The organism is Streptomyces hiroshimensis (genome assembly GCF_014650335.1).
Classification (GTDB): domain Bacteria; phylum Actinomycetota; class Actinomycetes; order Streptomycetales; family Streptomycetaceae; genus Streptomyces; species Streptomyces hiroshimensis.
The window spans coordinates 16,317-38,967 of the sequence record NZ_BMUT01000021.1; the positions used below are offsets into that span (position 1 = coordinate 16,317).

The window sequence follows — 22,651 nt, forward strand, 5'->3', positions numbered from 1 at the left end:
AGTACGTGCGACTACCGCACGAACACCCCGGCCTGACCGGCCAGATCGAGGAAGTACTGCGGCGCCACGCCGAGGACGAGCGTGACCGCGACACCGATCGCGATCGCCGTCGACGTCAGCGGACTGGGAACCGCCACCGTCGGCCCCTCCGCCTTCGGCTCGCTGAAGAACATCAGCACGATCACCCGGATGTAGAAGAACGCGGCGATCGCCGAGGACACCACACCGACGACGACCAGCGCCCCCGCCCCGCCCTGCGCCGCCGCCTTGAACACGGCGAACTTGCCCGCGAAACCGCTCGTCAGCGGAATGCCGGCGAAGGCCAGCAGGAAGACCGCGAAGGTGGCGGCCACGAGCGGCGAACGGCGGCCCAGCCCCGCCCACTTGGACAGGTGCGTCGCCTCCCCGCCCGCATCGCGCACCAGCGTCACGACCGAGAACGCGCCGAGCGTGACGAAGGAGTACGCGCCCAGGTAGAACAGCACGGACGACACGCCGTCGGGGGTCGTCGCGATGACACCGGCGAGGATGAAGCCGGCGTGCGCGATCGAGGAGTAGGCCAGCAGGCGCTTCACATCGGTCTGCGTGACGGCCACGATCGCGCCGACCAGCATCGTGATGATCGCGACGCCCCACATCACCGGCCGCCAGTCCCAGCGCAGGCCCGGCAGGACGACGTACAGCAGCCGCAGCAGCGCGCCGAAGCCGGCGACCTTGGTGGCTGCGGCCATGAAGCCCGTGACGGGCGTGGGGGCGCCCTGGTAGACGTCCGGCGTCCACATGTGGAAGGGCACCGCGCCGACCTTGAACAGCAGGCCCATCAGGACGAGCGCCCCGCCGATCAGCAGCAGGGCGTCGTTGCCCGTGGTGGCGGCGAGGGCCGGGTCGAGCATCCGGACGGAGCCGTTCACGACGTCGGCGATGCCGGAGTAGGTGACCGTGCCGGCGTAGCCGTAGAGCAGGGCCACGCCGAACAGCAGGAAGGCCGAGGAGAAGGCGCCGAGCAGGAAGTACTTGACGGCCGACTCCTGCGACAGCAGCCGCTTGCGGCGGGCCAGCGCGCACAGGACGTACAGCGGGAGGGAGAAGACCTCCAGCGCGACGAACAGCGTCAGCAGGTCGTCCGCGGCGGGGAAGACGAGCATGCCGCCCACCGCGAAGAGCACGAGGGGGAAGACCTCGGTGGTGGTGAAGCCCGCCTTCACGGCGGCCTGCTCCGCCTTGCCGCCGGGCACGGCCGCGCCCTGGGCGGCGAAGGAGTCGACGGGCCTGCCGTGCGCCGCCGGGTCCAGGCGCCGCTCGGCGAAGGTGAACACGGCCACCAGCGAGACGAGGAGAATGGTCCCCTGCAGGAACAGCGCCGGGCCGTCGACGGCGACGGCGCCCATGGCGGCGGCGTGCGCCTTGCCGGTGGCGTACCCCCCGGCGGCCAGGGCGACGACGGCGGCGAAGGCGGCGGCCAGGGCGATGCAGGACAGCAGCAGTTGCGCGTGGTAGCGGACGCGCCGCGGGAGGAACGCCTCCACGAGGATGCCGAGCACCGCGGCGCCGAGCACGATCAGCGTCGGTGACAGCTGGGCGTACTCGATGTGCGGCGCCGGGATCTTCTGCGGCGCGGCGGCCGACATCGTCCACAGGCTGTGGACGGATGCTGCGTGGCTCACTTCGCGGCCTCCACATCGTTCACATCGGGCTTGGGGTCGGCCTTGTGCACCTGCGACATCGTGTGCCGGACGGCCGGGTCGAGGATCTGCGTGACCGGCTTGGGGTAGATGCCGAGGAAGAGCAGCAGGGCGATCAGCGGGGCGACGACGGCCAGCTCGCGCGCCCTGAGGTCGGGCATGCCCCGCACCTCCTCCTTCACCGGCCCGGTCATGGTGCGCTGGTAGAGCACGAGGACGTAGAGCGCGGCGAGCACGATGCCGAGGGTGGCCACCGCACCGGCGACCGGATAGCGGCTGAACGTGCCGACCAGGACGAGGAATTCGGAGACGAACGGCGCGAGGCCCGGAAGCGAGAGCGTCGCGAGGCCGCCGACGAGGAAGGTGCCGGCGAGGACCGGGGCGACCTTCTGCACGCCGCCGTAGTCCGCGATGAGCCGCGAGCCGCGGCGGGAGATCAGGAAGCCGGCGACGAGCATCAGCGCGGCCGTGGAGATGCCGTGGTTGACCATGTAGAGCGTCGCGCCGCTCTGGCCCTGGCTGGTCATCGCGAAGATACCGAGCACGATGAAGCCGAAGTGGGAGATCGAGGCGTAGGCGACCAGCCGCTTGATGTCGCGCTGCCCGACCGCGAGCAGCGCCCCGTAGAGGATGCTGATCAGTGACAGGACGACGATGACGGGGGTGGCCCACTTCGAGGCCTCCGGGAAGAGCTGGAGACAGAAGCGGAGCATCGCGAAGGTGCCGACCTTGTCGACCACGGCGGTGATCAGCACGGCGACGGGGGCGGTGGCCTCGCCCATGGCGTTGGGCAGCCAGGTGTGCAGCGGCCACAGCGGGGCCTTCACGGCGAAGGCGAAGAAGAAGCCGAGGAACAGGGCCCGTTCGGTGGTGGTCGCGAGGTCCAGCTTGCCGGCGGCGCGCGCCTGGACGATCTCCTGGAGGGAGAAGGTGCCGGTGCCGAGCTGGTCGGCGGTGACCGCGTACAGCCCGATGACGGCGGCCAGCATGATCAGCCCGCCGACGAGGTTGTAGAGGAGGAACTTCACCGCGGCGTACGAGCGCTGGGCGGCGGCGCCCCCCTCCGTGCGCTCGCCCGCGCGGTCCCCGAAGCCGCCGATGAGGAAGTACATCGGGATGAGCATGGCTTCGAAGAAGATGTAGAAGAGGAAGACGTCGGTGGCCTCGAAGGAGATCACCACCATCGCCTCGACCATGAGGATCAGCGCGAAGAAGCCCTGGGTGGGGCGCCAGCGCGAGGAGCCGCTCTCTTGAGGGTCGGCGTCGTGCCAGCCGGCCAGCATGATGAACGGGATCAGCAGCGCGGCCAGGGCGATCAGGACGACCGCGATGCCGTCGACCCCGAGCTCGTAGCGGACCCCGAAGTCCTTGATCCAGGCGTGCGACTCGGTGAGCTGGAAGGGCCCCTTCGCATCGGGGTCGAAGCGCACGAGCTGCACGGCCGCCAGGACGAGCGTCGCGAGCGAGACCGCGAGCGCGAGCCACTTGGCGGCGGTGCGGCGCCCGGCCGGAACGGCCGCGGTGGCGACCGCGCCGACCGCGGGGACCGCGGCCGTGAGCGTCAGCAGGGGAAAGGACATGGCTAAACCGCCCTCATCAGCAGGGTGGCGGCGATGAGCACCGCCGCACCGCCGAACATCGAGACCGCGTACGAACGGGCGTAGCCGTTCTGCAGCTTGCGCATCCGGCCCGACAGACCGCCCACGGAGGCGGCGGTGCCGTTGACGACGCCGTCGACCAGGCTGTGGTCGACGTAGACCAGGCTGCGGGTGAGGTGCTCGCCTCCGCGGACCAGCACGACGTGGTTGAAGTCGTCCTGCAGGAGATCGCGCCGGGCGGCCCGGGTGAGCAGGCTGCCGCGCGGGGCCGTGACGGGGACGGGCCGGCGCCCGTACTGCGCCCAGGCGATCGCCACGCCGATCACGAGCACGACCATGGTGGCCGCGGTGACGGTCAGGGCGCTGACGGGCGAGTGCCCCTCCGCGTGCCCGGTGACCGGCTCCAGCCACTTCAGGAAGACGTCGTTGATGCTGAACAGGCCGCCGGCGAAGACCGATCCGACGGCGAGCACGATCATCGGGATGGTCATCGTCCGCGGCGACTCGTGCGGGTGCGGGAGCTCGCCGCGCTCGTCCGGCTGCCAGCGCTTCTCGCCGAAGAAGGTCAGCAGCATCACGCGGGTCATGTAGTACGCGGTGATGGCCGCGCCCAGCAGGGCCGCGCCGCCCAGGATCCAGCCCTCGGTGCCGCCCTTGGCGAAGGCGGCCTCGATGATCTTGTCCTTGGAGAAGAAGCCGGACAGCCCGGGGAAGCCGATGATGGCGAGGTAGCCGAGGCCGAAGGTGACGAACGTGACCGGCATGTATTTCCGCAGGCCGCCGTAGCGGCGCATGTCGACCTCGTCGTTCATGCCGTGCATGACGGAGCCGGCGCCGAGGAAGAGACCGGCCTTGAAGAAGCCGTGCGTCACCAGGTGCATGATCGCGAAGACGTAGCCGATCGGCCCCAGACCGGCGGCCAGGATCATGTACCCGATCTGAGACATGGTCGAGCCGGCCAGGGCCTTCTTGATGTCGTCCTTCGCGCAACCGACGATCGCACCGAAAAGGAGCGTGACCGCGCCGACCGTGACCACCGCGGTCTGGGCGTCCGGCGCCGCGTTGAAGATCGCACCGGAGCGGGTGATGAGATAGACGCCGGCGGTCACCATCGTGGCCGCGTGGATGAGGGCCGAGACCGGCGTCGGGCCCTCCATCGCATCCCCGAGCCAGGACTGCAGCGGCACCTGGGCCGACTTGCCGCAGGCCGCGAGGAGCAGCATCAGCCCGACGGCCGTCAGCTTGCCCTCGCCCGCCTCCGTGGCCCGCTCCAGGACGGGGCCGAAGGCGAAGGTGCCGAACGTGGTGAACATCAGCATGATCGCGATCGACAGGCCCATGTCGCCGACGCGGTTGACGATGAACGCCTTCTTGGCGGCGGTGGCCGCGCTCGGCTTGTGCTGCCAGAAGCCGATCAGCAGGTACGAGGCGAGGCCGACGCCCTCCCAGCCCACGTACAGCAGGAGGTAGTTGTCGGCGACGACGAGCAGGAGCATCGCGGCGAGGAACAGATTGAGATAGCCGAAGAAGCGCCGCCGCCGCTCGTCGTGCGCCATGTAGCCCACCGAGTACAGGTGGATGAGCGTGCCCACGCCCGTGATCAGCAGGACGAAGGTCATCGACAGCTGGTCGAGGTGGAAGCCGACGTCCGCGCGGAAGCCGCCGACGGGCACCCAGCTGAAGGCCGTGGCGTCCAGCGTGCGGTCGTCGGCGTCGCGGCCGAGCAGCCCGGCGAAGAGCACCGCGGCGATCGCCAGGGACGCCGCCGCGAACAGCGTGCCGATCCAGGGCCCGCCGCGGTCGAGCCTGCGCCCGCCGCACAGCAGCACGGCCGCGCCCAGCAGCGGTGCCACGACGAGCAATCCGATGAGGTTCTCCACGTCAGCGTCCCCTTACAGCTTCAGCAGGCCGGCGTCGTCCACCGAGGCCGAGTGCCGGGAGCGGAAGATCGTCACGATGATGGCGAGGCCCACCACGACCTCGGCCGCGGCCACGACCATCGTGAAGAAGGCGATGATCTGGCCGTCGAGATTGCCGTGCAGCCGGGAGAAGGTGACGAACGCCAGGTTGCAGGCGTTCAGCATCAGCTCGACGCACATGAAGATGACGATCGCGTTCCGCCGGATGAGCACGCCGGCCGCCCCGATGGTGAACAACAGGGCCGCCAGATAGAGGTAGTTGACCGGATTCACTTGCCCGCCCCCTTCGCGCCGGCGTCCTCGCTGCGGCCGCGCTCCTGCCAGTCGCCCGAGCGCTGTTCCAGGGCCGCCAGATCGTCCAGGGCCTCGCCCGAGACGTCACGGACCTGCCCGCGGGCCCGCAGGGTGGGGCTGACGGTGAGGTCGGACGTGGTGCCGTCCGGGAGGAGGCCCGGGATGTCGACGGCGTTGTGCCGGGCGTAGACGCCCGGGGCGGGCAGCGGGGTGATCTGCTTGCCCTCGCGGATGCGCCGCTCGGCGAGCTCGCGCTGGGTGGCGGCGCGTTCGGTGCGCTCGCGGTGGGTGAGCACCATCGCGCCGACGGCCGCGGTGATCAGCAGGGCGCCGGTGATCTCGAACGCGAAGACGTACTTGGTGAAGAGGAGGGCGGCGAGGCCCTCCACATTGCCTCCGGCGTTGGCCCGGCCGATGCCGTTCCACTCCTTCAGGGAGGCGTTGGCGATCCCGGCCATGAGGAGGGTGCCGAAGCCCAGCACGCACAGGGCGGCGAGCCACCGCTGGCCCTTGATGGTCTCCTTGAGGGAGTCCGCGGCGGTGACGCCCACGAGCATGACGACGAAGAGGAACAGCATCATGATCGCGCCGGTGTAGACGACGATCTGGACGACGCCCAGGAAGTAGGCGCCGTTGGCGAGGTAGAACACCGCCAGGACGATCATGGTGCCGGCGAGCGAGAGGGCGCTGTGCACGGCCTGCCTCATGAAGACGGCGCCCAGCGCCCCGAGGACGGCGACGACCGCCAGGATCCAGAACTGGACCGCCTCACCCGTCGAGGTGGTGGAGGCGGCCGAGGCGGCCAGGGAGGAGACGACCGGAGAAGAGGCGTTCATGCTTCGGCCCCTTCATCTTCGGGCTTCTCGCCCTTGGTGACCGCGACCTGGCGGACCGTTCCCGGCGCGGCCTCCGTCACCAGTCCGCGGTAGTAGTCCTGTTCGGTCATGCCGGGGAAGATCGCGTGCGGGCTGTCGACCATGCCCTCCTCCAGGCCGGCGAGCAGCTCCTCCTTGGTGTAGATGAGCGACTCGCGGCTGCTGTCGGCCAGTTCGTACTCGTTCGTCATGGTGAGGGCCCGGGTGGGGCACGCCTCGACGCACAGGCCGCACAGGATGCAGCGGAGGTAGTTGATCTGGTAGACGCGGCCGTAGCGCTCGCCCGGCGAATAGCGCTCCTCGTCCTTGTTGTCCGCGCCCTCCACGTAGATGGCGTCGGCGGGGCAGGCCCAGGCGCACAGCTCGCAGCCGATGCACTTCTCCAGGCCGTCCGGGTGCCGGTTGAGCTGGTGGCGGCCGTGGAAGCGGGGGGCCGTCGGCTTCTTGTACTCCGGGTACTGCTCGGTCAGCCGCTTCTTGAACATGGCCTTGAAGGTCACGCCGAAGCCGGCCACGGGATTGCGGGGGGTGTCGCGGGACGCATCGCCCGCAGGTTCGGTAGCCACTGCCGTCAGCCCTCCTTTCCGTCACGCACAGTATCGGGGCCGCCACTGACAATGAGCTCTCCGTCACGGCGCGGCCTGCGGCGCGGCACCGGCGGGAGGGTCTGCCCGGGCAGCGGCGGCACGGGGAACCCGCCGCCCGTCGGGTCGAACTCCCGCTCCGGGGCGGCCTCCCCGTCGCCCTGGCCGCGCTCGCCCTTGCGGAAGATGTCCGCCACGAAGGAGAGCAGCAGGACGGTGACGACGGCGCCGCCGACGTAGAGCACGATCCGCTGGAAGTCGTAGTTCTCGTTCCGCAGCGCCCGCACCGAGGCGACGAGCATCAGCCACACCATCGAGACCGGGATGAGGACCTTCCACCCCAGCTTCATGAACTGGTCGTAGCGCAGCCGCGGCAGCGTGCCGCGCAGCCAGATGAAGAAGAACAGCAGCAGCTGCAGCTTGATCACGAACCACAGCAGCGGCCACCAGCCGTGGTTCGCGCCCTCCCAGAACGCCGAGACGGGGTACGGGGCCCGCCAGCCGCCCAGGAACAGCGTCACGGCCACGGCCGAGACGGTGACCATGTTGACGTACTCGGCCAGCATGAACATCGCGAACTTGATGGAGGAGTACTCGGTGTTGAAGCCGCCGACCAGGTCGCCCTCGGACTCCGGCAGGTCGAACGGCGCCCGGTTGGTCTCCCCCACCATCGACACGATGTAGACGAGGAACGACACCGGCAGCAGCAGCACGTACCAGCGGTCGTGCTGGGCCTCCACGATCGCCGAGGTCGACATCGACCCGGAGTAGAGGAAGACGGCGGCGAAGGAGACGCCCATCGCGATCTCGTAGGAGATCATCTGCGCGCACGAGCGCAGGCCGCCGAGCAGCGGGTACGTCGAGCCGGACGACCAGCCCGCGAGCACGATGCCGTAGATGCCCACCGAGGCCGTGGCGAGGATGTACAGCACGCCGATCGGCAGGTCCGTGAGCTGCATCGTGGTGCGGTGCCCGAAGATGGAGATCTCGTTGCCGGCGGGGCCGAAGGGGATCACGGCGATCGCCATGAACGCGGGCACCGCCGCCACGACGGGGGCGAGCAGATAGACCGCCTTGTCCGCCCGCTTGACGATCACGTCCTCTTTCAGCATCAGCTTGATGCCGTCCGCGAGGGACTGCAGCATCCCCCACGGGCCGTGCCGGTTGGGGCCGATCCGCAGCTGCATCCACGCGACGACCTTGCGCTCCCAGACGATCGAGAACAGCACCGTCAGCATGACGAACGCGAAGCAGAAGACCGCCTTGACGACGACCAGCCACCACGGGTCCCGGCCGAACACCGACAGGTCCCCGGCGGCCAGCTCGCCCAGTCCGTAAGCCTGCACACCCTGCACAGCTTCCACAGCCTTCACTGCCGCGCCTCCGGTGTCCCGGTCCCGGTGTCCTCACCGGAATCCGCCCCGATCCGTACGAGCTCGCCGGGGCGCGCGCCGGTGTCCCCGGCGACGCCGCCGCCCGCCGAGTTCAGCGGCAGCCACACCACACGGTCCGGCATGGCCGTCACGCGCAGCGGCAGCCGCACCGTCCCGGCCTGGCCCGTCACCGCCAGCACCTCGCCGTCGCGCACGCCCACCTCGGCGGCCGTGGCCGCCGACAGCCGGGCGAGCGCCGCGTGCCGCGTACCGGCGAGGGCGTCGTCGCCGTCCTGCAGGCGGCCCCGGTCCAGCAGCATCCGGTGGCCCGCGAGCACCGCCTCGCCCGCGCCCGGCTGCGGCAGCGGCCCGGCGGTCTCCACCGGGTCCGCGGCGTGTGCCCCGGCCCAGGGGCCGAGGCGGCGCAGCTCCGCGCGGGCGGCGTCGACGTCCGGCAGGCCGAGCCCGATGCCCATGGCGTCCGCCAGCATGTGCAGCACGCGGGCGTCCGCCGGCACATGGCGGCGCGGCAGCTGGTCGGGCCTGATCGCGACCTCGAACGGGCGGGCCCGGCCCTCCCAGTTGAGGAACGTGCCCGCCTTCTCCGCCACGGCCGCCACCGGCAGGACGACGTCCGCCCGGTCCGACACCTCGCTCGGCCGCTGCTCCAGGCTGACCAGGAAGCCGACGGCGTCGAGCGCTTCACGCGCGCGTGCCGGATCGGGCAGGTCCGCGACCTCGACGCCGCCCACCAGCAGGGCACCCAGCTCGCCCCTGGCCGCCGCCTCCACGATCTGGCCGGTGTCCCGGCCCGGGCTGCGCGGCAGGCCGGACACGCCCCAGGCGGCCGCGGTCTCCTCGCGCGCCCGCGGGTCGGTGGCCGGGCGGCCGCCGGGCAGCAGCCCGGGCAGGGCCCCCGCCTCGATCGCACCCCGCTCGCCCGCCCGGCGCGGGATCCACACCAGCTGCGCCCCGGTCGCGGTGGCCGCGGCGACGGCGGCCGTCAGCGCGCCGGGCACGCCCGCGAGCCGCTCGCCGACGACGATCACGGCGCCGTCGGCGCGCAGGGCGTCGGCCGCGGCCTGCCCCGGGGCCTCCAGCGCCGCGGCGTCGGCCAGCGCCCGCAGCCACGCGGTCTCGGTGCCGGGCGCGGCGGGCAGCAGCGTGCCGCCGGCCTTCTCCAGGCCGCGGCTGGCGTGCGTGGCCAGCGCGAAGACGCGCTGGCCGTGCTTGCGCCAGGCCTTGCGCAGCCGCAGGAAGACGCCGGGCGCCTCCTCCTCCGCCTCGAAGCCCACAAGCAGGACCGCCGGCGCCTTCTCCAGCGCCGCGTACGTCAGCCCGCCGCCGTCGAGATCCCGGCCCCGTCCGGCAACGCGGGCGGCCAGGAAGTCGGCCTCCTCACCGCTGTGCACCCGGGCCCGGAAGTCCACGTCGTGCGTATCGAGCGCCACGCGCGCGAACTTGGCGTACGCGTACGCGTCCTCGACGGTCAGCCGGCCGCCGGTCAGGACGCCCGCCCTGCCGCGCGCCGCCGCCAGCCCGCGCCCCGCGGCCTCCAGCGCTTCCGGCCAGCTCGCGGGCTCCAGCACACCCTCGGCGTTGCGCACGAGCGGGTGGGCGAAACGCTCCGGCCGCTGCGCGTAGCGGAAGGCGAAGCGGCCCTTGTCGCACACCCACTCCTCGTTGACCTCGGGGTCGTCGGCGGCCAGGCGGCGCATCACCTTGCCGCGCCGGTGGTCCGTCCGCAGCGCGCAGCCGCCCGCGCAGTGCTCGCACACCGACGGCGACGACACCAGGTCGAAGGGGCGCGAGCGGAAGCGGTACGCCGCCGACGTCAGCGCGCCCACCGGGCAGATCTGGATGGTGTTGCCGGAGAAGTACGACTCGAAGGGCGCGCCCTCGCCCGTACCGACCTGCTGCAGCGCCCCGCGCTCCAGCAGCTCGATCATCGGATCGCCCGCGATCTGCTGGGAGAAGCGGGTGCAGCGCGCGCACAGCACGCACCGCTCGCGGTCCAGCAGCACCTGCGAGGAGATCGGCACCGGCTTCTCGAAGGTGCGCTTGCGGCCCTCGAAGCGGGTGTCGGCCTGCCCCGCCGTCATCGCCTGGTTCTGCAGGGGGCACTCGCCGCCCTTGTCGCACACCGGGCAGTCCAGCGGGTGGTTGATCAGCAGCAGCTCCATCACGCCGCGCTGCGCCTTCTCCGCGACGGGCGAGGTCAGCTGCGTCCTGACGACCATGCCGTCCGTGCACGTGATGGTGCAGGAGGCCATCGGCTTGCGCTGGCCCTCGACCTCCACGATGCACTGCCGGCAGGCGCCCGCGGGGTCGAGCAGCGGGTGGTCGCAGAAGCGGGGGATCTCGATGCCCAGCAGCTCCGCGGCACGGATGACCAGCGTCCCCTTGGGGACGGAGATCGCCGCGCCGTCGATCGTGAGGGAGACGAGGTCCTCCGGCGGCGGCTCCGCGCCCCCTCCTCCGGAGGGGGCAGACGTCGTGACCGTCACGCGTTCACCTCCAGGTGGGAGTTCTGCGGGCCGTCGGCCCACAGGGTCGACTTCGACGGGTCGAAGGGGCAGCCCCGGCCCGTGATGTGCTGCTCGTACTCCGCGCGGAAGTGCTGCAGCGAGGAGAGGATGGGGGCCGCTGCGCCGTCGCCGAGGGCGCAGAAGGACTTGCCGTTGATGTTGTCGGAGATGTCGGCGAGCTTGTCGAGGTCGGACTTGCGGCCCTTGCCGGCCTCGATGTCGCGCAGCAGCTGGACCAGCCAGTACGTGCCCTCGCGGCAGGGGGTGCACTTGCCGCACGACTCGTGCGCGTAGAACTCCGTCCAGCGGGTGACCGCGCGCACCACGCACGTCGTCTCGTCGAAGCACTGCAGCGACTTGGTGCCCAGCAGGGAGCCGGCAGCGCCCACGCTGTCGAAGTCCAGCGGCACGTCGAGGTGTTCGGCGGTGAACATGGGGCTGGAGGAGCCGCCGGGCGTCCAGAACTTCAGCCGGTGACCGGGGCGCATGCCGCCGCTCATGTCGAGCAGCTGGCGCAGCGTGATGCCCATGGGGCCCTCGTACTGGCCGGGGTTCGCGACGTGCCCCGAGAGCGAATAGAGCGTGAATCCGGGGCACTTGTCGGTGCCCATCGAACGGAACCACTCCTTGCCCTTGGCGAGGATCGCGGGAACCGACGCGATGGACTCGACGTTGTTCACGACAGTGGGGCAGGCGTAGAGGCCCGCGACCGCCGGGAAGGGGGGCCGGAGCCGGGGCTGGCCGCGGCGGCCTTCGAGCGAGTCGAGGAGGGCGGTCTCCTCACCGCAGATGTACGCGCCCGCGCCCGCGTGCACGGTCAGCTCCAGGTCCAGCCCGGAGCCGAGGACGTTCGTGCCGAGGTAGCCCGCGGCGTAGGCCTCGCGCACGGCCTCGTGCAGGCGGCGCAGCACGGGGACGACCTCGCCGCGCAGATAGATGAAGGCGCGGTTGGAGCGGATCGCGTGGCAGGCGATCACGATGCCCTCGATGAGGGTGTGCGGGGCGGCGAAGAGCAGCGGGATGTCCTTGCAGGCCCCGGGCTCGGATTCGTCCGCGTTGACGACGAGATAGTGCGGCTTGCCGTCGCCCTGCGGGATGAACTGCCACTTCATCCCGGTCGGGAAGCCTGCGCCGCCGCGGCCGCGCAGGCCCGAGTCCTTGACGTAGCCGATGACGTCGTCGGGGGCCATCGCGAGCGCCTTGCGCGCGCCCTGGTAGCCGTCGTGGCGCAGGTAGGTCTCCAGCGTCCAGGAGCGCGGCTCGTCCCAGAAGGCGCTCAGCACGGGAGCGAGCAGCTTCTCCGGGCTCGTCTCCCCCATCGCTGGTGCCATGGTCATCCCTCCCCCTCCTCGTGATGCGGTGCGGGACCGTCGCCCTGCGCAGGGGCGCGGCGGGGCGGGCCGACGCGGGGCGGGTGCTCGCCCTTGGCCAGCCGGAGCCCCGCCAGGGAGGCCGGGCCCGCGCCGCCGCTCGCCTCGACCGCGCCCGGGCGGGGGTCGGGGAAGCCGGCGAGGATCCGGGAGGTCTCCCGGAAGGTGCACAGGGGGGCGCCGCGGGTCGGATCGGCGCCGCGGCCGGCGCGAAGGTCGTCCACGAGGGCCTTGGCGCTCTCGACCGTCTGGTTGTCGAAGAACTCCCAGTTGACCATCACGACGGGCGCGAAGTCGCAGGCGGCGTTGCACTCGACGTGCTCAAGGGTGATCTTGCCGTCGGGGGTGGTGTCGCCGTTGCCGATGCCGAGGTGGCGGCGCAGGCCCTCGAAGATGGCGTCGCCGCCCATGACGGCGCACAGGGTGTTGGTGCACACCCCCACCTGGTACTCGCCGCCCGGCTCGCGCCGGTACATCGTGTAGAAGGTGGCGACCGCCGTGACCTCGGCGGTGGTCAGGCCGAGCGTCTCGGCGCAGAACCGCAGGCCGGTGCGGGTGACGTGGCCCTCCTCGGCCTGCACGAGGTGCAGCAGCGGCAGCAGGGCGCTGCGGCTGTCGGGGTAGCGCTCGATCACCTCCTTCGCGTCGGCCGCGAGCCGCTCCCGTACCTCGGCGGGATAGTCGGGCGCGGGGAGCGAAGGCATCCCCAGCTGTACGTCATGAGTCACCGGTCGACGCCTCCCATCACGGGATCGATGGACGCCACCGCGACGATCACGTCGGCCACCTGGCCGCCCTCGCACATCGCCGCCATGGACTGCAGGTTGGTGAAGGAGGGGTCGCGGAAGTGCACGCGGTACGGGCGCGTGCCGCCGTCGCTGACGACGTGGACGCCCAGCTCGCCCTTGGGCGACTCGACCGCGGCGTAGACCTGGCCGGGCGGGACCCGGAAGCCCTCCGTGACCAGCTTGAAGTGGTGGATCAGGGCCTCCATGGAGGTGCCCATGATCTTCTTGATGTGGTCGAGGGAGTTGCCGAGGCCGTCGGGGCCCAGGGCCAGCTGGGCGGGCCAGGCGATCTTCTTGTCCGCGACCATGACCGGGCCGGGGGCCAGCCGGTCCAGGCACTGCTCGATGATCCGCAGGGACTGGTGCATCTCCTCCAGGCGGATCAGGAAGCGCCCGTAGGAGTCGCAGGTGTCGGCGGTCGGCACCTCGAAGTCGTAGGTGTCGTAGCCGCAGTAGGGCTGGGACTTGCGCAGGTCGTGCGGCAGGCCGGTGGCGCGCAGGATGGGGCCGGTGGCGCCGAGAGCCATGCAGCCGGCGAGGTCGAGGTGGCCGACGCCCTGCAGGCGGCCCTTGAAGATGGGGTTGCCGGTGGCGAGCTTGTCGTACTCCGGCAGGTTCTTGCGCATCTTCTTCACGAACTCGCGCACCTGGTCCACGGCGCCGGGCGGCAGGTCCTGCGCGAGGCCGCCGGGGCGGACGTAGGCGTGGTTCATGCGCAGGCCGGTGATCAGCTCGTAGATGTCGAGGACGAGCTCGCGGTCCCGGAAGCCGTAGATCATGATCGTGGTGGCGCCGAGCTCCATGCCGCCGGTGGCGATGCACACCAGGTGGGAGGAGATTCGGTTCAGCTCCATCAGGAGCACGCGGATGACCGTGGCGCGGTCGGGGATCTGCTCCTCGATGCCCAGCAGCTTCTCCACGCCGAGGCAGTACGCCGTCTCGTTGAAGAACGGCGTCAGGTAATCCATGCGCGTGACGAAGGTGGTGCCCTGCGTCCACGTCCGGTATTCGAGGTTCTTCTCGATGCCGGTGTGCAGATAGCCGATGCCGCAGCGGGCCTCGGTGACGGTCTCGCCGTCGATCTCCAGGATCAGCCGGAGCACTCCGTGGGTGGAGGGGTGCTGCGGACCCATGTTGACGATGATGCGCTCGTCGTCGGCCTGCTTGGCGGTGGCCGCGAGTTCGTCCCAGTCGCCGCCGGTGACCGTATAGACGGTGCCTTCCGTCGTCTCGCGCGGGCTTGCTTGTGATGCGCTCATCAGCTGTACGACCTCCGCTCGTCCGGAGCCGGGATGCGGGCGCCCTTGTACTCGACGGGGATGCCGCCGAGGGGGTAGTCCTTGCGCTGCGGGAAGCCCTGCCAGTCGTCCGGCATCATGATCCGCGTGAGCGCCGGGTGGCCGTCGAAGACGATGCCGAAGAAGTCGTACGTCTCGCGCTCGTGCCAGTCGTTGGTGGGGTAGACGCCGACGATCGACGGGATGTGCGGGTCGGCGTCGGGGGCGCTCACCTCCAGCCGGATCAGCCGGTTGTGGGTGATCGAGCGCAGGTGGTAGACGGCCTGCAGCTCGCGGCCCTTGTCCCCTGGGAAGTGCACTCCGCTCACGCCCGTGCACAGCTCGAAGCGGAGCGCGGGGTCGTCGCGGAGGGTGCGGGCGGCGCGGGGCAGGTGCTCGCGGGCGATGTGGAACGTGAGCTCGCCGCGGTCGACGACGGTCTTCTCGATCACGTTCTCCGGGAGGAGGCCCTGTTCCTCCAGGGCGCCCGCGAACTCGTCCGCCACCTCGTCGAAGTATCCGCCGTAGGGGCGCGTGGCCTCCCCCGGCAGCCGTACGGTGCGCACCAGGCCGCCGTAGCCGGTGGTGTCGCCGCCGTTGCGGGCGCCGAACATGCCGCGCTGGACGCGGATGGTCTCGCCGGAGTCATCCCGCTGGGCGGGCACCTGCTCGGGAGGGATCCCTTCCTGCTCGCTCACCGCAGCAGCCCCTTCATCTCGATCAACGGCAGGGCTTTGAGGGCCGCCTCCTCCGCCTCGCGGGCGGCCTCCTCGCGGTGCACCCCGAGCTTCTCGCCCTGGATCTTCCGGTGCAGCTTCAAGATCGCGTCCATGAGCATCTCGGGCCGCGGCGGGCAGCCGGGGAGATAGATGTCGACCGGCACGATGTGGTCGACGCCCTGGACGATCGCGTAGTTGTTGAACATGCCGCCGCTGGAGGCGCAGACGCCCATGGAGATCACCCACTTGGGGTTGGGCATCTGGTCGTAGACCTGGCGCAGGACGGGGGCCATCTTCTGGCTGACCCGGCCGGCGACGATCATCAGATCGGCCTGGCGGGGCGAGCCGCGGAAGACCTCCATGCCGAAGCGGGCCAGGTCGTAGCGGCCGGCACCGGTGGTCATCATCTCGATGGCGCAGCAGGCCAGGCCGAAGGTCGCCGGGAAGACGGACGACTTGCGGACCCAGCCGGCGGCCTGCTCGACGGTGGTCAGCGCGAAGCCGCTGGGCAGCTTCTCCTCGAGTCCCATGTGGTGCCCCCTAGTCCCATTCCAGGCCGCCGCGGCGCCAGACGTAGGCGTAGGCGACGAAGACGGTGAGCACGAAGAGCAGCATCTCCACGAGCCCGAACAGACCCAGGGCGTCGAAGGTGACGGCCCAGGGGTAGAGGAAGACGATCTCGATGTCGAAGACGATGAAGAGCATCGCCGTCAGGTAGTACTTAATGGGGAAGCGCCCGCCGCCCGCGGGCTGCGGGGTGGGCTCGATACCGCACTCGTAGGCCTCGAGCTTGGCGCGGTTGTACCTCTTGGGCCCGATGAGCGAGGCCATGACCACGGAGAAGATCGCGAAGCCTGCCCCGAGGGCTCCCAGTACGAGGATGGGCGCGTAGGCGTTCACCGCTCCTCGCTCCTTCCAGTCGACGCTGACTGCCGGCTTACCGGACCCGGACGGGCGCACCGCCCACGGTGAGGACCACCGGAGATCACCGCGAAGATCACCGATATGTGAGGCAGTTCACAAGCCCGGGTCGATTGCATCCTATGCCCGCCGGTCTGTGATCTGCGACACGGGGTACAGACCCGCGTTTGTGATCTCCACCACCTGACGAACGATCATCAAGTCGGATGAGCGGCGATCTTCATACACGAAGCGGCCGAGTGATCACCAGAGGTGACAATCGGACGCTCACGGCCTGGTCGGAGGGGTGTCGCACTATCAAGAGATGACTCATGCACGCAAATTGGCAGCCAGGGCCTTCAACTGATATAGCAGCGCCGTTCACTGACCCGGCATCGCCCCGGAGGCCGCGGCGCGCGGCGTCCGGTGCTTCCGTTCACGAGAGCCCGTACGGGGCGGGCGGGACGTGAGCTGCGCCACGCGCCGGACGGGTCTAGGGCCGGTTTTCCCGGGTAGCCTCGACACGCGAGCCGTGATGGTGATATGACCATCGCCGATCATGACCGATGGCCAAAACCCCATGCTGAGGCGGCTGGTAGGGGTTCCCGGGTGATCGGCCGCCGTGATGTTCCCGTGATCAAATGCCCAAATTCTGGGCGCGTGCACGTCAATTGTGACGCACGTCACCTTTATTGAACTCAACCTGCGCGGCCTGATAGTCCGTTGTCCCATGTCCCCCAACGCGCACATAACCAGCCACCGGAAGCCCCGTCGTACGGCCACCCAGTCGTGGGTCGTCCGCACTGGTGTTGCCGGTGGCGTCCTCAGCACCCTGGCCGTGGCCGGCGCCGGTTCCGCCACCGCCGCCGAGAAGCCCGTCGAGTCGACCGTCGAGATGCCCGCGCTCAACGCGGCCCTGGCCACGTCCATCGCGCAGAGCGCGGCGGCCACCCAGCAGACGTCCTTCGACTTCCAGGACCGCGCGCAGCAGGACGAGGCGACCAGCAAGGTCGAGGCCGCCGCCAAGAAGGCCGCCGACGAGGCCGAGCGCAAGGCGGAGGCCGAGCGCAAGGCCGCCGCGGCCAAGGAGAAGCGCGAGAAGGAGGAGGCCCGCGCCTCCCGCGCCACCGAGCGCCAGAGCCTGAGCAGCAAGTCCGCCGCCCAGACCTCCGAGGACGCCGCCACCGCCGCCTCGTCCTCCTCCAAGGGCAGCGCCACGGGCAGCACCGCCACCCTGGTCTCCTTCCTCCGGGCCCAGGTCGGCAAGGCGTACGTGATGGGCTCCACCGGCCCGTCCTCCTACGACTGCTCCGGCCTGGTCATGGCCGCCTACAGCCAGATCGGCATCGACCTGCCGCGCGTCTCGCAGGACCAGTCGACGGCCGGCACCCAGGTGTCGACCTCGAACCTGCAGGTCGGCGACATCCTCTACTGGGGCCCCGCGGGCAGCGCGTACCACGTGGCCGTCTACATCGGCGGTGGCAAGTTCATCGGCGCCCAGAACCCGAGCACGGGCATCGTCGAGCGCGACATGAGCTACTCCCCGCCCACCGGCGCCGTCCGCGTCCTCTGACGCCGGCGCCGGGCCGCCCGGCGGAATCCGTACGTACGAAGGGCCGCCGTCCCACCGCTCGGGACGGCGGCCCTCCGGCATGCCCGCCACCGGCCGTGTCCCCCGCACGGCCCGCTGCGCGGCCTGCCCGCACGGACACCCTGCGACCCCCGTCGCCCCCAGGACGTCCGCGCCTCCCCCGGTACCGGGGCGGGCGGCTCCGAGCCGCTGGAGAAGCGCCCGCCCCGGTATGTGAAGTCTGCAAGCACCGTCACCGGAGGGACAAAGCCCTTCGGCGGGGACCGAATCCGGGCTCCGCGCAAAGTTGTCCAGATCCGGACAGCTGGCCGATACCTCCGGGGCGCTACCTTCGGTCACCGTGCTACGCATCCACTTCGGCCCCGAAGATCTCGGCAGGGTGCGCCTCGCGCCGGGCCCCGACCCGCTGGCGGAGACGGCGCTGAGCCTGCCCGTGCTGCAGAACCGGTGGATGGGCGGGATCGCCCTGGACGGCTGGCGGCACCGCACCCAGCGCGGCCTGAGCCCGGTCATGCGGCCCCTGCTGGAGCTGGCCCCGGCGAACATGGGCGAGTACCTCCCCGAGGCGTTCCTGCACGCCGAGGACGGGGCCGGCTCGCTGGCCGAGAGCCTGGAGTCCGTGTGGTCCCTGCCGCGGAAGGTCTGGACGGCCGAGCTGGAATGCGCGCTGGACCACCGCCCGGTGCCGCAGTGGTTCGGCGACCTGCACACCGCCGACCGCCCGGCCGCCCGGACCGTCGACCAGGCCTTCCGCTCGTACTGGGAGACGGCCCTCGCTCCCTACTGGTCGCAGGTCACCGCCTGCGTGCAGACCGACCGCACGCGCCGCATCCGCACCGCCGCCGAGCAGGGCGTCGAGCACCTGCTGGCCACCCTGCACCCCACGGTGCGCTGGGAGCCGCCCGTCCTGCACGTGCCCTGCATGCACAACGAGGGCTTCCACCGGGACTTCCACGACGTGCACCTGGCGGGCCGCGGCCTGACGCTCACGCCCTCGTTCTTCTGGCCGCACCCCACGGCGCGCGCCCACAGCGCGGACGACGAGGCGCCGATCGACCTGTGCTACCCCGTCGCCCTCGACCTGTCGGCCTACCAGGCGGTGCTCTCCCGCCCCGCCGCCCCGGGCGGGCTCGGGCGGCTGACGGCGCTGCTCGGGCGCACCCGCGCCCGGGTGCTGGACGCCGCGGCCGAGGGCGGCAGCACGGCACAGCTCGCCCGCCGCACCGGCATCTCCCCGGCCTCGGCGAGCGAGCACGCGACCGTACTGCGGGAGGCGGGGCTCCTCACCACCACCCGCACGGGTCCGTCCGTCCACCACACGCTCACCCCGCTGGGGCAGGCGCTGCTCAACGGGGTGGTGTGACCGGCGGGCCGGCCGGGGCGCCCGGACTCCACCCGAAGGGGGGAAGCCCGGGCGGCGGCCCGGGCGTCACGCCTTCGGCGCCACCCGGCTCAGCCCGTTGATGATGCGGTCCATCGCGTCCCCGCCCTGCGGGTCCGTCAGGTTCGCCAGCATCTTCAGCGTGAACTTCATCAGCAGCGGGTGCGTCAGGCCGTGCTGGGCGCCGATCTTCATCACCTTCGGGTTGCCGATGAGCTTCACGAAGGCCCGGCCGAGCGTGTAGTAGCCGCCGTAGGTGTCCTTGAGGACCTTCGGGTAGCGCTGCAGGGCCAGCTCGCGCTGGGCGTACGAAGCGCGCGCGTGGGCCTGGACGATGACGTCCGCGGCGATCTGCCCGGACTCCATGGCGTACGCGATGCCCTCGCCGTTGAACGGGTTCACGAGCCCGCCCGCGTCGCCGACCAGCAGCAGGCCGCGCGTGTAGTGCGGCTGGCGGTTGAAGGCCATGGGCAGGGCGGCGCCGCGGATCGGGCCGGTCATGTTCTCCGGGGTGTAGCCCCAGTCCTCGGGCATCGAGGCGCACCAGGCCTTGAGGACCTCGCGCCAGTCCAGCTCCTTGAAGGACTCGGAGGTGTTGAGCACGCCGAGACCGACGTTGCTCGTGCCGTCGCCCATGCCGAAGATCCAGCCGTAGCCGGGCAGCAGCCGGTCCTTCGGGCCGCGCCGGTCCCACAGCTCCAGCCAGGACTCCAGGTAGTCGTCGTCGTGGCGCGGGGAGGTGAAGTACGTGCGCACGGCCACGCCCATGGGGCGGTCCTCGCGGCGGTGCAGGCCCATGCCCAGCGACAGCCGGGAGGAGTTGCCGTCGGCGGCGACGACGAGCGGGGCGCGGAAGGTGACCGGGGTCTTCTCCTCGCCGAGCTTCGCCTCGACGCCCACGATCCGGCCCGTGCGGTCGTCGATGACGGGCGCGCCGACGTTGCAGCGCTCGTACATCCGGGCGCCGGCCTTGACCGCGTTACGGGCCAGCTGCTCGTCGAAGTCGTCGCGCTTGCGGACCAGTCCGTAGTCCGGGAAGGAGGCGAGATCCGGCCAGTCGAGCTGCAGCCGGACGCCGCCGCCGATGATGCGCAGGCCCTTGTTGCGCAGCCAGCCCGCCTCCTCGGAGATGTCGATGCCCATCGCCACGAGCTGCTTGGTGGCGCGGGGCGTGAGGCCGTCGCCGCACACCTTCTCGCGCGGGAACGCCGTCTTCTCCAGGAGGAGGACGTCCAGTCCGGCCTTGGCGAGGTAGTAGGCGGTGGTCGACCCGGCCGGGCCGGCCCCGACGACGATCACATCCGCGGAGTGTTCGGTATCGGTCACGGTCGGCTCTCCCGTTCGGCTGAGGACTGGTCACCCGAGTCTATGAGCCGCCCGCCTGCGGCCGGGCGGGGGCCACCCGCGCCCGGCGGAGCGTCAGCCGGAAGCCCGCGAGCCCGCCTTCCAGGAGCCGAGCGCGGCGTCGAAGGGCTTCCGGGTGGAGTCCCCTTCGTCCCGGCCGGCGAACATGATGGCGTACTCGGTGCCCGAAGCGTCCACGTACGCCTGGTTGTAGGCGCGCATGGTGCGGCCGGTGGACTTCTCGGTCCAGGTCCACTCCCACAGCGCGCCCGGCCGGCCCTGGAAGGTGTTCCGCGTCAACGAGACCCGCCGGTAGCCGTTCTGTCCCGCCCCGCCCTTCTCCAGCTCCGTGAAGTGGTCGTACGGCGCCTGCTTGGTGTCGTGCACGATGCCGATCCGCAGGTGCTCGGGGCCCGAGCCGCCCGCGTAGTCGATCTGGCCGCTCCCCTTGTCCTCCCGGCGCCACCCCTTGGGCACCGCGAGGGAGAACCCCTCCGGGGCGGACACGTTCTCGTAGCCCGCGGGCGCGGGGCCGCCGGCCGCCTCGGGCGCCGACGACGACGCGGACGGCGACGGCGAGGCCGAGGCGGACTCGGAGGCGGACGGGGACGGCGACGCGGAGGCCGACGGGGACGCGGAGGCCGAGGCGGACGGCGACGGGGAGGACGAGGCGCTGGGCGCCGCCTTCGTCGGCGTCGGCCCGACGGGCTCGGCGTCCTCGACACGGGCGGTGTCCTGCTTGCCGCGGTCCTTGCCCTGCGTGAGCAGAATCCCACCGCCCACAGCCCCGCCGATCACCACGACCGCCACGGCGGCCGCCACCCAGCCGAGGTTGAGCCTGCGGCGGGCCTTGGGGAGCACGAAGAACTCGGGGGTGGGGCCGATGACCGCGAGCGGGGTCGCCTCCGGCGCGGGCGGGGCGGTACGGCCCGGCGCGGCACCGGCCTTCGGCCCGGGCGGGGCCGGGGGCGCGGCCGGAATGGCGGCGGTGGCGGCGGTGGCCGCGGTCCAGGACGCGGGGGGAGGCGGGAGGACGGGGCTCGCCTGGGGCGCGGGCGGGGCCACGGGGGCCGCGGGAGCCGCGGGCGGCGGGGCAGGCGCTGCCGGAGCAGGGGCCACGGGGGCCGGAACCGGGGCCGCGGGAGCCGGAGCCGGGGGCGCGGGAGCCGGAGCCGGAGCCGGGGGCGCGGCGGCCGGGGACGCCGGGGCCGCCTGGGGCGCGGGCGGCGGGGCAGCGGCGCCCGCGGCCGTGCCCGGAGCCGGCGGGGTGGCCGGCTTGTCCGGTATCGGCGGGGTCCCCGCCGCGCCCGGCGCCGCGGCCGGTTCCGTCTCCTGGGGCCGTGCCCGCCCGCACTTCATGCAGAAGCGCGCTTCCGCGGGGAACGGGGAACCGCAATCGGGGCAGCAGGGCAAGGTCATGGAGCGCTCCGGAGCTCGGGCGGGTCATTCGGAGGGCGGGGGCAGCTTGATCGTATCGACTGCGGACGCCCTGCCCATGACAACCCATCAGCGGCCGGCGTTCGGGCCGCCCGCCGCGGCGCCCGCGGCCCCGGACACCGGACCCGGATCACTCCGGCAGCTTGGTCCCCCGGTGCAGGGCGACGACGCCGCCCGTGAGGTTGCGCCACGCGACCTTCGACCAGCCCGCCTCCTGCAGCAGCGCGGCGAGCTCCGGCTGGTCCGGCCAGGCGCGGATCGACTCGGCGAGGTAGACGTACGCGTCGGGGCTGCTGCTGACGGCCCGCGCGACCGGCGGCAGGGCCCGCATCAGGTACTCGCTGTAGACCGTGCGGAAGGGCGCCCACGTGGGCGTGGAGAACTCGCAGATCACCACGCGGCCGCCGGGCCGGGTCACCCGCAGCATCTCGCGCAGCGCGGCGACGGTGTCCTGCACGTTGCGCAGCCCGAAGGAGATCGTGACGGCGTCGAACACCCCGTCCGCGAACGGCAGCCGGGTGGCGTCGCCCGCGGTCAGCGGCATCCACGGGTTGCGCTTCTTGCCCTCGCGCAGCATGCCGACCGAGAAGTCGCACGGCACGACGTACGCACCGGCCATGGTGAACGGCAGCGACGAGGTGCCCGTCCCGGCCGCGAGGTCCAGCACCTTCTCCCCCGGGCGGGCGTCAACGGCCCGGGCGACGGCCTTGCGCCACAGACGGGCCTGGCCGAGCGAGAGCACGTCGTTGGTGAGGTCGTATTTGGCCGCCACGTCGTCGAACATCGCGGCGACTTCGTGCGGCTGCTTGTCCAGGGATGCTCGGGTCACGCCCCCATTGTTCACCCCCGGGGCGGGAGAGGACGCAGAGGGTTGGACGGGGAGGCCCGGACGGGAGACGGGAAGGACTGGACGGGGACGGCGCGCCCGGGAAGGACCGGCCGTCCTGCGGTGCCGACTGCGCTCGTCCCGGGAGCCCCCGCTCCCCGGGAC

General features: G+C 71.7%; 19 protein-coding genes. 2 read left to right on the top strand and 17 right to left on the bottom strand.

Going from position 1 to position 22,651, the window contains the following annotated elements; genetic code table 11:
- Positions 1-11: 11 nt before the first annotated feature.
- The 14 genes from nuoN to IE241_RS31900 all read right to left on the bottom strand — a co-directional run bounded on the left by nuoN (position 12) and on the right by IE241_RS31900 (position 15,907).
- Positions 12-1,664 (bottom strand): NADH-quinone oxidoreductase subunit NuoN, encoded by a 1,653-nt coding sequence (gene nuoN / locus IE241_RS31835; protein ID WP_190025346.1) that lies wholly within the window; start codon positions 1,662-1,664, stop codon positions 12-14.
- A complete protein-coding gene (locus IE241_RS31840; RefSeq protein ID WP_190025347.1) occupies positions 1,661-3,262 on the bottom strand; it encodes an NADH-quinone oxidoreductase subunit M in 1,602 nt (533 codons plus the stop codon). The genes nuoN and IE241_RS31840 overlap by 4 nt, the downstream gene beginning before the upstream one ends.
- 2 nt (positions 3,263-3,264) lie before the next feature.
- Positions 3,265-5,160, bottom strand: a complete 1,896-nt coding sequence (gene nuoL / locus IE241_RS31845) for an NADH-quinone oxidoreductase subunit L (RefSeq protein WP_190025348.1) — start codon at positions 5,158-5,160, stop codon at positions 3,265-3,267.
- Between the two features lie 12 nt (positions 5,161-5,172).
- Positions 5,173-5,472 carry an NADH-quinone oxidoreductase subunit NuoK gene (nuoK, locus tag IE241_RS31850; RefSeq protein ID WP_058047640.1) on the bottom strand — a complete coding sequence of 100 codons (300 nt, stop codon included), beginning with the start codon at positions 5,470-5,472 and terminating at the stop codon, positions 5,173-5,175.
- Positions 5,469-6,329: an NADH-quinone oxidoreductase subunit J gene (locus IE241_RS31855; protein ID WP_190025349.1), complete on the bottom strand. Its 861-nt coding sequence runs from the start codon at positions 6,327-6,329 to the stop codon at positions 5,469-5,471. Before IE241_RS31855 ends, nuoK begins: the two co-directional genes overlap by 4 nt.
- On the bottom strand, positions 6,326-6,853 hold the full coding sequence (gene nuoI / locus IE241_RS31860) for an NADH-quinone oxidoreductase subunit NuoI (protein WP_229900142.1): 528 nt from the start codon (positions 6,851-6,853) through the stop codon (positions 6,326-6,328). Before nuoI ends, IE241_RS31855 begins: the two co-directional genes overlap by 4 nt.
- Before the next feature lie 86 nt (positions 6,854-6,939).
- On the bottom strand, positions 6,940-8,298 hold the full coding sequence (gene nuoH, locus IE241_RS31865) for an NADH-quinone oxidoreductase subunit NuoH (protein WP_229900138.1): 1,359 nt from the start codon (positions 8,296-8,298) through the stop codon (positions 6,940-6,942).
- A 23-nt stretch (positions 8,299-8,321) separates the two neighbouring features.
- Positions 8,322-10,832, bottom strand: a complete 2,511-nt coding sequence (locus IE241_RS31870) for an NADH-quinone oxidoreductase subunit G (protein WP_190025351.1) — start codon at positions 10,830-10,832, stop codon at positions 8,322-8,324.
- Positions 10,829-12,190 (bottom strand): NADH-quinone oxidoreductase subunit NuoF, encoded by a 1,362-nt coding sequence (gene nuoF, locus IE241_RS31875; protein ID WP_190025352.1) that lies wholly within the window; start codon positions 12,188-12,190, stop codon positions 10,829-10,831. Before nuoF ends, IE241_RS31870 begins: the two co-directional genes overlap by 4 nt.
- Entirely contained in the window at positions 12,187-12,927 is a 741-nt protein-coding gene (gene nuoE / locus IE241_RS31880) for an NADH-quinone oxidoreductase subunit NuoE (protein ID WP_190025404.1), read from the bottom strand. Before nuoE ends, nuoF begins: the two co-directional genes overlap by 4 nt.
- A gap of 20 nt (positions 12,928-12,947) precedes the next feature.
- Positions 12,948-14,270 (bottom strand): NADH-quinone oxidoreductase subunit D, encoded by a 1,323-nt coding sequence (locus tag IE241_RS31885; protein WP_190025353.1) that lies wholly within the window; start codon positions 14,268-14,270, stop codon positions 12,948-12,950.
- Positions 14,270-14,986, bottom strand: coding sequence for an NADH-quinone oxidoreductase subunit C (locus IE241_RS31890; RefSeq protein ID WP_190025354.1), 717 nt, complete (start codon positions 14,984-14,986; stop codon positions 14,270-14,272). The genes IE241_RS31885 and IE241_RS31890 overlap by 1 nt, the downstream gene beginning before the upstream one ends.
- Positions 14,983-15,537 (bottom strand): NuoB/complex I 20 kDa subunit family protein, encoded by a 555-nt coding sequence (locus tag IE241_RS31895; RefSeq protein WP_058047632.1) that lies wholly within the window; start codon positions 15,535-15,537, stop codon positions 14,983-14,985. Before IE241_RS31895 ends, IE241_RS31890 begins: the two co-directional genes overlap by 4 nt.
- A 10-nt stretch (positions 15,538-15,547) precedes the next feature.
- Positions 15,548-15,907 (bottom strand): NADH-quinone oxidoreductase subunit A, encoded by a 360-nt coding sequence (locus tag IE241_RS31900; protein ID WP_058047631.1) that lies wholly within the window; start codon positions 15,905-15,907, stop codon positions 15,548-15,550.
- A gap of 730 nt (positions 15,908-16,637) precedes the next feature.
- Here IE241_RS31900 and IE241_RS31905 point away from each other — a divergent pair.
- Complete coding sequence (locus IE241_RS31905) at positions 16,638-17,480, top strand: C40 family peptidase (protein WP_190025355.1); 843 nt, start codon at positions 16,638-16,640, stop codon at positions 17,478-17,480.
- Positions 17,481-17,838: 358 nt separating this feature from the next.
- The gene (locus tag IE241_RS31910) at positions 17,839-18,861 is read left to right on the top strand and encodes a winged helix-turn-helix domain-containing protein (protein ID WP_190025356.1); all 1,023 of its coding nucleotides are present in this window, start codon (positions 17,839-17,841) and stop codon (positions 18,859-18,861) included.
- 66 nt (positions 18,862-18,927) lie between these two features.
- Here the strand turns inward: IE241_RS31910 and IE241_RS31915 are convergent, their stop codons facing one another.
- The 3 genes from IE241_RS31915 to IE241_RS31925 form a co-directional block, all read right to left on the bottom strand.
- Positions 18,928-20,205, bottom strand: a complete 1,278-nt coding sequence (locus IE241_RS31915) for a geranylgeranyl reductase family protein (protein WP_190025357.1) — start codon at positions 20,203-20,205, stop codon at positions 18,928-18,930.
- A gap of 93 nt (positions 20,206-20,298) precedes the next feature.
- Positions 20,299-21,288, bottom strand: coding sequence for a serine/threonine kinase C-terminal domain-containing protein (locus IE241_RS31920; RefSeq protein WP_190025358.1), 990 nt, complete (start codon positions 21,286-21,288; stop codon positions 20,299-20,301).
- Between the two features lie 502 nt (positions 21,289-21,790).
- Complete coding sequence (locus IE241_RS31925) at positions 21,791-22,489, bottom strand: demethylmenaquinone methyltransferase (protein ID WP_190025359.1); 699 nt, start codon at positions 22,487-22,489, stop codon at positions 21,791-21,793.
- Positions 22,490-22,651 lie beyond the last annotated feature (162 nt).